Here is a 12156-nt window from a genome sequence, read left to right as displayed (position 1 = left end):
GGCCTGCGAGCCGCACACGTAGGCGGCCGATACCGACGGATCGACATCACATGCCGCGATGACCTGATGCCGGTCGTTATAGGTCCAGGACTGGGATTGAACGATGGTGCCCGATTTGTCCTTGGTCGTTCGGGTCAGGGGCACCCGGGCAACCGAGTCCCACGTCGTGTCGATGGTCCGCTGCTGCGAAGAGCCAGACGCATCCACCTGCTGGGTTAGCAGGTTGTGCGTGTCATAGGTCGTTTTCGTCGTATTGCCGTTGAAGTCCGTAACGCTCTTTCGATTCCCGTTGTTATCGAAGCTTGCCGAGACCCATGGCTGCTCGCACCACGGACCACACGGCTGACTGCTCTGGGAGATCAGGGCATGACCAGACCACGTTACATACTGAACGACCGTTGCGGCCCCGAGGGGGCCTGTCATGGTGACGGTGCTGGAACCACCCGAAGCCGAGGCTAAGAGCATCCGCCCCGCCCGGTTTGGACGTCAGCGTGACCCGTCCCTTCGCATCATATGACGTGGATTCAAAGCGGACGCTGCGCTCATCCACGGTCCCCGTCAGCGAATTGACCTGATCCACGCCTCCGTTCTTGTCGGCTTCGTTGTAAAGGTATCGGCGGACCGTCCCATCCGCATACGTGACCGATGACAACGGACTGCTATCGCTGTCGTAGCCATAGGTCGTGACGCTCCCGTCCGGGGCGACCATCGACTGAAGGCGGGATTTGGCGTCGTAGGTAAAGTGGATCGACCGGCCATTGGCGTCGGTAACACCGATCAACAAATTGGGTTTCGGGGCGACCGCCGGCAGCGTGGTGACATCACTGTAGGTGGTCGAATAGATCACCTCTCCCGACTTCAGGTCCCTCACTTGGTTGAGTCGACCGTCAGCGAAATACGTCTCGACCTGCTGGATCGCAGCCAAGGTTATCGTGAACGACGTCCAGTTACCGCTACTGTCGTTGGTGCCGCTCATCGTGTCCTGGACATCGCTGTCGGCATACCAATAGCGATTCGTGGCATTCCAGTGGAACTGGATGGCATGTCCGTCTGGGCGGTTGGCTTGGACGAAGGTCGGAGCCGCCGTGCCGTTTTGGTCAAATTCCAGATCACGCTGGAAGGAGTGCCGCCAGGGGTGGCCGAGCGGATGGGGAAGGACGCTTGCTGAAACGACGCTGTTGTAGAAGCGCCGAAACGTCAAAAGGCCGTCAGGAGCGGCGTAGTCCGTTTCCTGCTCGAACTTGTTGCCGCTGACCACGTTGACCGGATCGCCCTTAACGGCTGACCCCGGTGGCCGCACGCCATCCCCACCGTTACCTGATGTGCAGTCGCAATCGCCGGCGTTCTTGCCTACATCGAAGGTAGCTTGAACACCTCTGACGAAGATGTCGTCTGTAAAGGAGTCGTTGTTACAGTAATCGTTATACCGCTTGGCCTTGTCCCACTGATTGATAACCCGGTAAATCCCCGATTGCGGCGTGCTGTAGACCACCACGTGGCACGTTTGCGTGCCGTTTAATGTCGACGATCCCGTGGCACGAGGCTTGTCGTGCTCCTCTAAGAACTGTGTAGCTGCTTGAACGGCCTCTTCCGCCGTGGGCAGTGAGAAATTCGTCGTTGAGTTGGTGTCATTGTCGAGTGCGACGAATGTAAATGGTCCCACCCAAGAAGTACTTGCTGACGCCGCAGACACCAGCGCGCACAGCAGAATGGCGCCCCACCCCATACGGACCCGAAAGCGGGTAACCCCGCTGGCATTGCCTTTTGACGTTGGCATCCCCTGAGATCCTTTCGATGGCAAGCGAGAAGGCTCGATGCTACGAAAATTCTCATCCTGGGCGTGTCGGGGAATTCCTACATGCTCTGTAGGAAAACGCCTTCCTGCATGACACAAGAGTGACGCTTCGAAAGCTTCCTAACCGGATCGCAGTCGCAAACGGGATGTCCATGAGCCAGCGATGGCTCCGCCACCCCGCAGCTTCTGAATCACTGGCCGAATAGGCGCATAACGTCGTCATACATTGGCACTGTCGACAAAGGGCTGAGCGAGCGGCGCGCGTCAGGCCTCGTTGGTATGAACGCTTGCCACCTGAGCCAGACCGCGACGCGGTACTGTGGCAGTGAATCGCGGGGCTGGCCCAGCGCTAAAAGTGTCATGGCTTGGGAATGATCGGCCGACGCTTTGGCAAGCAAGTGCGGCGACACGGTGAACTACAGGCGCGGGGCGACCCTCGCATCGCCACCTCTTCAATCATGCAGCGTCACACGCGCTCAATACGAGCGGCATAGCAGCCACGCACCGCGTAATGAGCGTGCAGGTACTCCACTTCCGCATCACTCAACAGGCTTTCAATGGCCTCTTTCAGGTTTCGTCCCTCAACCAGAGTCGCGTCTACCATTTCGTGAGAGCTATTAAAGCTGCGCAGCGAAATCGTCCGACGTTCCATCGCTTTTGGTATGACGTCGACCACATCGAGTGGCTCGTTTGCAAATTCGCGGACAAAGATCGCGTGACTGCTACGGTACGGCGTATCCGCCGGTTGATGTGTGTAGTTGAGCAGGAGTACCGACTCGCCTACCGGCACATCGGCCACCTCGATTCTGTCGGGGAAGCCAGGCCATGAGTCGACCCACATACGCTTCACGCCGCGACTTGCCAGTTCGCTTTCCGTCAGTCCGAAAAGTGGCACAAAAATCGCTGAGTCAAGACCAAGAATACGGAACGTCATAAGGATCGCCTCGAAGATGCGTGCCTAATGATCTACGGCGGCCGACAGCCGATCCTATCCGGATCTTGCGATTCCACGCGGCTGGCTCGCCGCCGTTACAACTCCCGCACCACACGAAACCCGACACGCGCATTGCGCAGATCGGCGGTCGCACCCTGGCGATAAGCCGAGCGAACCATGTCGGGTGCGCTGCCCCACGACCCGCCGCGAATGACACGGCGACCGCAGCCGGGGTTGACCCAGGCTTCGCCGGTGCGCGGCGCGCGGATGTAGTTGTCGTGCCAGCAGTCCGCCACCCATTCCGACACATTGCCGCCCATGTCGTAGAGGCCGAACGGATTGGGGGTGAAGCTCATGACGGGCGCGGGGCCCCAGTAGCCATCGCGATATCCGTTGAACGCGTTGCTCCAACGACGCCCGGAACCGGAGCGGTCGTTACCGCCGGTGAGGTTCTCTACACGTGACGACGGCGTGCCGTCGCCCCACCAGAAGCGCGACGTGCTGCCTGCACGGAGGGCGTACTCGAACTCGGCCTCGCTGGGCAGGCGGTACTTCTTGCCGGTGCGCTGCGACAGCCACTCGGCATAGGCGCGTGCGTCGTTCCAGGACACGTTGATGACCGGCAGTCGGTCCTGGCCGGGCTTGCCGGCGTAGTCGTCCTGCCAGGTCACCGACGCATCGTCACGCAGGCCGCCGCTTTGTTCGTCATAGACGCTGCCGCCGCCGAGCGACTGGGACTGCGGCACGTACCCGGACGCACGCACGAAGTCGCGGAACTGACCGATCGTGACGGTGCTGCGTGCCATGGCGAATCCCTTGGCGATCTGCACCTCGTGCGCAGGCGATTCGTTGGCATCGTGCCCGGCTTCGCCATCCGGCGACCCCATGGTGAACTTGCCCGTCGGCACGACGACCATCGCGGGTGCCTGCCCGTTGGTGTCGAGGAAGCGGTCGGCGAACACCTGGCCCGGCTTGTAGCTCGCGTACAGGCGCGCGTTGGTGAGCCGCTCGTTGAAGTCGTCGATGCCAGCGAGATCGGGGCTGACCTGCTGCGCCTTCGTGGCGAGTTGCTCGGCGAGCGTGAGGTCGCCGGCATCGAGCGCAGACCGTGCTTGGGCCAACATCGCTGTCGCACTCTGCCGACGCATGCCTTCGATGCGGCCGCGGGTGTCCTGTAAAGCCTGCGACTCGGGGGCGATGGTCGCCGCCTCGGCCAGGGCCGCGTCCGCTCCCGGAAAATCGTTCTGCGCGACGGCGGCCAGCGCCTTGTCGAGCACGTTGCGCTGCACGGTGATGATGCCTTGCTCGGCCACGGCGTTTTCCGGATCGAGCGTGAGCACCTCGCGGTAGGTATCCAGCGCGCTGTCGCCGCGGGGCTGGCTCGCCTTCCCATCCTGCAACTGCGCGGCGGCCTTGCCCAGCAGCGGGCGCACCTTGTCGAGCACCGCCAGCTTTTGCTGGAGCGGCGCAGCCATGGCGCTCGACGACGGCAGGCTCTTCAGCGCGCCAAGGCCTTCCCTCGCGGCTTCTGCATCGCCCAGTGCGATGTCCTGCTCGATGCCCGCGGCGAGCCGCCCGCGGACCTCGTCCATGCCGGCCAGGGCGCGCTGGCTATCGGCCTTCTGCTTCAAAGCCGCGGCATAGAGCGCGGACGCGCTGTCCCGACCGCCGACCAGACGATCGGCCGCCAGGGCCTTGTCGCCGCGGTCCAGCAGAGCGGCCAGCTCGGGCGAGTCAGGGGTCTTCTGCGCCGGCAGGACGATATCCGCGCTCTTCTCGCGGTGGCGCGCCGCGATCACGGAGGCCGGCGCGAGCATGATCGGCGGCCCGGCGTCGATCTCCGATGCAACGGCCTGGGGCGCGGCCTGCGGGCGCTGGTCGAAGCCCATGACGCTCGGCTGGCCGCGCAGTGGCGTGCGCGCCGTGTTCTGCGTCGGATGGACGTGAAGCGCCTGCGGAAAGAAGTGATAGAACAGCGCGAACGCGAGCACGGCAACGCCCAACGCGCCGCCAATGGCGCGCTGTCGGCGGACGGTCTCGGTATTCGGCATGGTGGGCGGTTCCGTACAGGCCTGCTATCGTGCGCTGCCACCTTAGGGAATCGCGCGCGACAGGGCAACACGGAATGTCGGCGCGTCCCTGACTCACAAGGACGCCTGCATGACCACGAGCGAACTCGCTCCCACCGCCCCCTGGATCGACCGCCGCGAGGCGCTGGACGCATGGCTCGCGCCGATCGGCGCAGAGGCCGTCGTCGGGCTCGACACCGAGTTCATGCGCCGCAACACCTTTTACCCGCAACTCGCCCTGCTCCAGCTCGCCCACGACGAACGCTACGCGCTGATCGACCCGCTGGCGGTGCCGCTGGGCGAAGCGCTGCAACCGGTATTCGCCGCACAACCCGTGGTCACCGTGATGCACAGCGCGGGCGAGGATCTCGAAGCGATGTCGCCGTTCCTGCCCAACGGCCCGCACACCTTGTTCGATACGCAGGTCGCCGCGGCCTTCGTCGGCATGGGCTTGGGCATCAGCTATCGCGCACTGGTCGCCGAGCTGGTGGGCGCGGAACTCGACAAGGGCGAGACGCGCAGCGACTGGTTGCAGCGCCCCCTCACGGAATCGCAGAAGCTCTACGCCACGCTGGACGTCGTCCATCTGCACCCCGTCCATCGCATCCTCTCCGAACGGCTCGCCGAGCGCGGCCGCACCGCATGGCATGCCGAGGATTGCGCGCGCATGAAACGCCGCGCCAGCCATCGCGAAGGCGACCCGCAACCGCAGCGCGGCTTCAAGGCGGCGAGCGAATGGTCGCCAGAGAAGCAGGCCCTGCTCCGTCGCGTGCTGCGTTGGCGCGAGGCCACGGCCCGCGCGCTGGATAAGCCACGCTCCTGGCTGCTCGAAGACGTGCAGGCCCTGGACCTCGTCGGCAACCTGCCCGCCACGGCCGCGAGCCTCGACGAACGCACCCGTGGTACGCGGGCCCTGCGCTCGCCGCAGCGCCAGGAGCTGTTCGACCTGCTGCACCGTCCGTTGGACGCCGAGGACATCGAAGGCACCGCGCCCATCGTCGGCCACCCCGTCGGCGAGGCGAAGCGCGCGATCAACGAAATGCGCAGCGCAATAGACACCCTCGCCACCCATCTCGATCTCCCCCCCGGCCTGCTCTGCGCGCGCCGCTCGATGGAAGAGTTCGTGATGACCGGCCACTGGCCGGAGGCGCTGGAGGGTTGGCGCCGTGAGGTGCTGTTCGAACGGCTGGCGGCGCTGCTGCCGGGCTGAGCCGACCGTGGGACGCGCGCGTGCGTGGACCCGTTGGCAGCGCCCATTTCGGCTGATATAGTTTGCGCTTCGTGGGGCGGTAGCTCAGCTGGGAGAGCGTCGCGTTCGCAATGCGAAGGTCGGGAGTTCGATCCTCCTCCGCTCCACCACTTATGCCAGACCGAGAACCCCGAAGGGCATGCTCTTCGGGGTTCTTGCGTTTACCTACGGCAGCAGCCTGATGAGCGTCGTCATGGAGCCCCTTTCGCCGCTCGCGACGATGCGTCCATCGGGCTGGATACCCGTATCCCTTAGGCGGAACAGCGCAAACGGCACGCGGACTTCTCCATTTCCCTCTGCGCCGAAGCTCGTATCCCTCATGCCGTTTGGATGCAGCCGTACGAGCACATTGCCCTGCTCCAGGTCGACCAGACCCACGACGATCCTGCCCGCGGAATCCTGTGTCAGCCCCTCGGCGAGCTGACCAGGCAAGCTCACGGGCTGGCCCCGATTGAAACTCAGGTCCGTCGACCCATCGTCGTTCAACCGCACGATGGCGCACTCGACCTGCCCTGACGTGCTTACGCCGAGCAATACGACAAGCAGCTTCCGCTCGCGGGTGACACTCAACCGGCGGCAGTCCGAATACCTGAAGCCCTGGAATCTCAGCGTGCGAAAACCCGCTTCGCCAAATGTCGCGTCCGGCAGCCCGTCGCGATCGCAGCGCCCGACGAAACCATCGTCGCCGTAGCCACCGCCGATGTAGAAACCCGAATCGGCTAGCGTCGTGGAAGAGATCATCACGAACGCGTCGGGGAGGAACGTGAGCCTTCCCCCTTCGCCGAAATCGTCATCCTGGGAACCATCGGCGCGCCTTCGATAAAGCCAGCCGCCTCGCCGACCCGAGCTTGCGAGCAGGATGCTTCCACCTCGCAGCATCGCCACGCGCGGCAACGACACCTGCTGCTCGTCGATGAAACTCGTGTCTGCGAGGTATCGTCCGTCCGCATCGAAAGCCAGCACAGGCAAGAGATCACCTGCCGGACCGGTAACCACGAACCCTTCGCGATGCAAGGCGAGGCCGCTTATCGTGTTGGCGGGGATCACGGCAGGCGCCGTAAGAAAGCCGTCACCGGTATCCCCGAAACCCTCGTCGATGGTGCCGTCCGACAGCAGCCTTGCAGCGCCCATCTGATCGAACACCGGTTCGACCCGTTGATAGCTCCCGAAGATGATCAGGCGGGATGCTTCGTCAAAGGCAACCGACGTCAGGTTGTTGGGGAAATTTCCCGGTGACCGTACTTCGACGACGCCGTCCGTTCCGAAGCTCGGATCGAGCTCGCCGCTCCTCGCGCTCCTTCCGCGTCTGAGGAATTTCATGATGCCGACCTCCTGTCGATGAGGCGCTCACGCTAGCAAGCGACAAGCCCCAGCGTCAAAGATGAGAATCAAAGAAAAATCAAATAGATGATGCTCATATCGCCGCCCATGCGAACTTGCACGAACCTGTGACGCTGGCGCGCGCATCGTGCGAGGAACGCCACGGAGAACGTCATGACACCCCTCGACAAACCCCTTAAACGCGAACTCGTCGTCGACGGCCAGGCGTATACGCTGACCATCGATCCCGATGGCATGAAGCTCGTGGCGAAGGGCAAGCGCAACGGTATTGCGCTCGCATGGAAAGACATCCTCAGCGGCGACGCGGGTCTGGCCGCTGCGTTGCAGGCTTCGGTATCCGGTTGAGCTACCGCGGGCTCAGATGGCCCGCAGCATGAACACGCCAAAGGCGGGCGCCGGGGAAATCCATTCCCGCTCGATCCGCCAGCCGCCTGCTTCCGCGAGCCGAGCAAACAACTCCGGCGTGAACTTGTGCGAGTTCTCCGTGTGGATGCTTTCGCCAGCGGCGAACGCGAAACGTTGTCCGGCGAGCGTCACCTCCTGCGCTTCCCTGCTCACCAGATGCATCTCGATGCGCTCACGTTCTGCGTTCCAGATGGCGCGGTGCTCGAAGGCTTCAGGCACGAAGTCCGCGCCCAGCTCGCGATCGATGCGAACGAGCACGTTGCGGTTGAACGCTGCCGTGACGCCGCCCGCATCGTCGTAGGCCGCCAGCAGCACGTTCACGTCCTTCACCTGGTCCGCGCCCACGATGAAATGCGCCGACGGGCCGAGCCTTTCGCGAACGAAGCGCAGCAGTGCCGCCGCTTCGTCGTGGGTGAAGTTGCCGATGGTGGAACCGGGGAAGAACGCCACGACCGGCCGACCTGCCAACGCCTTGGGCACGTCGATGGCCTGGGTGAAGTCCGCGACGACGGGATGTACGGCAAGCGAGGGATACGCCTCACGCAGACGGCGCACGGCACCGTCCAGCGCATCGGCGCTGATGTCCACGGGCACGTAGGCGGAAATCCACGGTGCGGCGTCGAGCAGCATGCGCGTCTTTTCGCTGGCACCGCTGCCCAGTTCGAGCAGCACGGCCCCGTCGGGGATGCTTGCCGCGAGCGTCGGTGCGATATCGGCGAGCAACGCGGCTTCGGTACGCGTCGGGTAATACTCGGGCGTGACACAGATCGCCTCGAACAGCGCGGAGCCTGCACCATCGTAGAAGTACTTCGGCAGGAAAGCCTTCGGCGATGCCGAGAGGCCAGCCAACGTGTCGCGCAGGAAGGCCAGCCGTTCGCCGCTCGAACCCGATCCCGCGTAACGCGCCAGACGCACGCCGCTGAACATCCAGCGCTGGCCGGGGCGGTAGAAGTTGCGATACGTGGGCCGCGAGTGTCCGGGCGGCGTCACGCTGGCACCGCCACGCAGCACCATCTGGCCGATCATGAACTTGCCGTTGTATTCGCCGACGGCATCGTCTGCCGCCTGGAACCCCGGATAGGGCGAATAGGCGCTGGCGGTCCACTGCCAGGCGACGTCGTCCACTTGCTGAAGATCGGGCCGCGTACGCACCGCGTGTTCCCACTCGGCCTCGGTGGGCAGGCGCGCACCGGCCCAGCGCGCGAACGCGTCTGCCTCGTAGTAGCTGATGTGCGTGACCGGCGCATCCGGATTGACAGGGCGCCAGCCACCCGGCGTCATGTGCGACCAGGCTTCGCCGTCATGTCGCCAGTAGAGCGGCGCGTCCCATCCTTCCTCCTGGCATTGTGCCCAGCCATCGGACAGCCAAAGATCGGCGCGGCGGTAGCCACCCAGCGCCATGAAGGCCAGCCACTGCCCGTTGGTGGCGAGGCGATCGGCGATCTCGAACGGTTCCAGCCAAACGCGGTGGGCGGGCCCCTCGTTGTCGAACGCGAAAGGCTCATCTTCCGCGCCGATGCGCACGAGGCCGCCGCTCACGGAACGAAACCGCCCGGTGGCTCCGGGCGCAGGCGCAGGCCATTCCGGATCGAACGCCGGCTTCAACGGCGACTGCGCGAACAGATGCTGCACGTCCATCACCAGCAATTCCTGATGCTGTTCCTCGTGCGCGAAGCCCAACAACACGAGCGCTTCCAACTCGGCGGATACGTCACCCGCCAGCCAGGCGCGCATATGCCGGTCCACGTGTTGGCGATAGGCCATCACCTGGTGGATGGAAGGACGGGTCAGCAGGCCACGCATCGGTCGCGGATGCCGCGGGCCGATCGCCTCGTAGTACGAATTGAAGAGGTAACCGAACTCGGGATCGAATACCTCGTAGCCCGGGACATTCGGCCCGAGCAGGAAGGTCTCGAAGAACCAGGTGGTGTGCGCCAGATGCCATTTCGCCGGGCTGGCATCCGGCATGGACTGCACGACCATGTCCTCCGGCTCCAGCGCCGCGACCCGTCGCTCCGTGCGTGCACGCACGGTCTCGTAGCGGTCGGCCAGGGAAAGCGCCGTGGCCTGGCGCGCCGAGGTGACGGCGTCCGTGGGGCTGTCGATGAGGTCGTGCATGAGCGGCTCCTTGCGCTGCATCAGTCGGGGGTGTGCTCGATGCGCACGCGGTCGGGATAGAAGGCGAGATGACCCCGGATGGCGGTCACGGCCTCGTAGGGCTCTTCGTAAGTCCATATCGCCGTGATCGCCCGCTCCTCGTTGCCGGGCAGGCTGTAATACGAGGCTTCGCCCTTGTACGGGCAATAGGTGTGGTGGTCGCTGCGGCGCAGCGAGGCCATGTCGGCATCCTCGCGCGGCACGTAGAACACGGGCGGATAGCTGGCTTCCGTGAGCACCAGCGCGCGCCGGGTATCGACGACCACACGATCGCCGTCGCGCACCACGACCCTGCCCTTGGCAGGCTCCACCGTGATCGGATGATCGGGGCCGGGAATCTTATGGGGACGTGAAGACATGAGGCGCTCCTTCTGAGGGGGAGATCGAACATCCTGCGAGCCGGCACGGACGAATCCAAGCCGACGCGCTGGAACAGGTGAAGTTACCGATTCGCAAAGATCGGTTCTTGGACTTTCCCCACGAGTCGAGCCGAACCACGCGACCGGGGCGTCTTCACGCAGAAAAACCCGTCTGCCCACGCGGCTTTACATGCGAGCGGTCTGGCGCCTTACCATGACCCCATGGGGATCCGGCAACTAAACTTCTCGCCTTTCATGCCGATATGACCAACGTATTGCAGGTGGCGGGAGGGTCACCCATGAAAGTGCTTCTCGCCGCAGCGGCGGTCGTCGCGGCCCACGCGCTCGCCCTGACGATCATGCCGTCCTACGGCATGGCGGCGTCGTACGTGTTTTTCTTTTCCTCGGCTGCGTTGGCGATGGCGAGCGTCGTATTCGCCTGGCAGCGCTCGGGAACGCCGCGGGATCGCCGCTGGTGGCTGCTCTTCGCCAGCCTGGCGCTCTGGACCGTGGGTATGTCCCTGTCCGCTCGCCAGAACTACGTGCTGGAAAATTCCAATCCGGCGCCCGGCGACAGCATGTTCTTCTACATCCTGTACGTACTGCCGGTGCTGGTCACAGTGTCGTCGGCGCCGGTAGCAGCGCGGAAGCACTGGGCGACGGTGATCGATCTGGTGCTCGCGTCGCTGCTCGGGGTGCTGTTCTACGTGCGCACCTTCTCCATCGTGTCGCTCGAAGGCGCCATGGGCACGAAACAGGCGCTCGAAGTCGCCTACATGCTCGATTTCGAGAACGTGTGCCTCGCGATCGCTGCCTTGTTGCGCTATATCGCCACCGACCGCGCCGACGATCATTTCTTCTTCCGCGGCGTAACGGCGTTCTTCGTCACTTATGCGTTCTCCGGCTTCTTCTACAACCATTTCGTGGCACTCAACGGGCATCCGGAATTCGGTACATCGAGCTGGGATGCGCTGCTCGACCTGCCGTTCCTGGCGCTCTTCGCGTCCGCGGTCACACGGCAGCCGCGGCGGCATTGGCATCCTCCGGTGTACGTCATTCGCTTCGTGCAGAGTGCGAGCCCCACGTTTCTCGCCATGAGCGTGCTCGGTTTCGGGTTGATGGTGATTCCGGGCTATCCCACGCTGGGCATCGTTGCCGCCGTGGCCGCCGTGGTCGGTATCGGACTGCGCGGGTCGCTCGTGCAGGTCAGCCTCGTGGAAGAGGAATATCGTCTGGAGCGCAGACGCGACGAACTGCAGGGCCTGGTCTTCGTGGATAGCCTGACCGGCCTGGCGAACCGTCGCGCGCTCGACGAGCGCCTGCTCCGCGAATGGCATCGCCCGGGACAGCGCGATCCCATCGCGCTGCTGATGATCGACGTCGATCTGTTCAAGGGCTACAACGACCGCTACGGCCACCTCGCAGGCGACGACTGCCTGCGTTCCATCGCCACCGGTCTGCTCGGCAGTGGACTGCGCGCCAGCGATTTTCTTGCACGCTTCGGTGGCGAGGAATTCGCAGTGATCGCGCCCGGCACCCACCTCGGCGACGCAAAGGCCCTGGCCGAAGACCTGCGCAGCCACATCGAGCGCATGGCGATCGCGCATCCTTCGAGCCCCTTCGGCATTGTCACGATCAGCATCGGTGTCGCCATTGCGCGACCGAGTGCCGACGGTGGCCCACTCGATCTGCTCAACGCAGCGGACAGGGCGCTGTATCGCGCCAAGCAGGCCGGACGCAACCGCGTCGGCGCGCCCGAAGGGCCGCCCCTGGATGCCGCCCGACCGAAAAATTCGCGCCAATTGGTTTAACCCGTTTTGGCCCCCTGCCGCGTTTCACCGTCATGT

9 protein-coding genes and 1 tRNA gene are annotated in these 12156 nt (G+C 64.3%); 4 read left to right on the top strand and 6 right to left on the bottom strand.

The features are described from left to right. Positions 1-292: 292 nt before the first annotated feature. From IM816_RS07590 to IM816_RS07580, 3 genes are all read right to left on the bottom strand, one after another. On the bottom strand, positions 293-1777 hold the full coding sequence (locus IM816_RS07590; protein WP_250340412.1) for a DUF6531 domain-containing protein: 1485 nt from the start codon (positions 1775-1777) through the stop codon (positions 293-295). A gap of 484 nt (positions 1778-2261) precedes the next feature. Then, the gene (locus IM816_RS07585; protein WP_250340411.1) at positions 2262-2729 is read right to left on the bottom strand and encodes a DUF1203 domain-containing protein; all 468 of its coding nucleotides are present in this window, start codon (positions 2727-2729) and stop codon (positions 2262-2264) included. Between the two features lie 95 nt (positions 2730-2824). Next, positions 2825-4780, bottom strand: a complete 1956-nt coding sequence (locus IM816_RS07580; RefSeq protein ID WP_250340410.1) for a formylglycine-generating enzyme family protein — start codon at positions 4778-4780, stop codon at positions 2825-2827. Between the two features lie 109 nt (positions 4781-4889). On the opposite strand from IM816_RS07580, the gene IM816_RS07575 reads away from it, so the two are divergent. Both IM816_RS07575 and IM816_RS07570 read left to right on the top strand, forming a co-directional pair. Beyond that, the gene (locus IM816_RS07575; protein ID WP_250340409.1) at positions 4890-6008 is read left to right on the top strand and encodes a ribonuclease D; all 1119 of its coding nucleotides are present in this window, start codon (positions 4890-4892) and stop codon (positions 6006-6008) included. A 73-nt stretch (positions 6009-6081) separates the two neighbouring features. Next, a tRNA-Ala gene (locus IM816_RS07570) sits at positions 6082-6157 on the top strand. A 55-nt stretch (positions 6158-6212) separates the two neighbouring features. Here the strand turns inward: IM816_RS07570 and IM816_RS07565 are convergent. Further along, positions 6213-7367 carry a hypothetical protein gene (locus IM816_RS07565; RefSeq protein ID WP_250340408.1) on the bottom strand — a complete coding sequence of 385 codons (1155 nt, stop codon included), beginning with the start codon at positions 7365-7367 and terminating at the stop codon, positions 6213-6215. Positions 7368-7541: 174 nt separating this feature from the next. On the opposite strand from IM816_RS07565, the gene IM816_RS07560 reads away from it, so the two are divergent. After that, a complete protein-coding gene (locus IM816_RS07560; protein ID WP_250340407.1) occupies positions 7542-7733 on the top strand; it encodes a hypothetical protein in 192 nt (63 codons plus the stop codon). Positions 7734-7745: 12 nt separating this feature from the next. Here the strand turns inward: IM816_RS07560 and egtB are convergent, their stop codons facing one another. Then, a complete protein-coding gene (gene egtB, locus IM816_RS07555) occupies positions 7746-9911 on the bottom strand; it encodes an ergothioneine biosynthesis protein EgtB (protein WP_250340406.1) in 2166 nt (721 codons plus the stop codon). 20 nt (positions 9912-9931) lie between these two features. Then, positions 9932-10309, bottom strand: coding sequence for a DUF427 domain-containing protein (locus IM816_RS07550; RefSeq protein WP_250340405.1), 378 nt, complete (start codon positions 10307-10309; stop codon positions 9932-9934). 299 nt (positions 10310-10608) lie between these two features. Here IM816_RS07550 and IM816_RS07545 point away from each other — a divergent pair, with 299 nt between their 5' ends. Beyond that, the gene (locus IM816_RS07545; RefSeq protein WP_250340404.1) at positions 10609-12120 is read left to right on the top strand and encodes a GGDEF domain-containing protein; all 1512 of its coding nucleotides are present in this window, start codon (positions 10609-10611) and stop codon (positions 12118-12120) included. The last annotated feature ends 36 nt before the right edge of the window (positions 12121-12156 follow it).

This window comes from Luteibacter flocculans, assembly GCF_023612255.1.
In the GTDB taxonomy this organism is placed as follows: domain Bacteria; phylum Pseudomonadota; class Gammaproteobacteria; order Xanthomonadales; family Rhodanobacteraceae; genus Luteibacter; species Luteibacter flocculans.
This window is presented reverse-complemented; position numbering and strand designations above follow the sequence as displayed.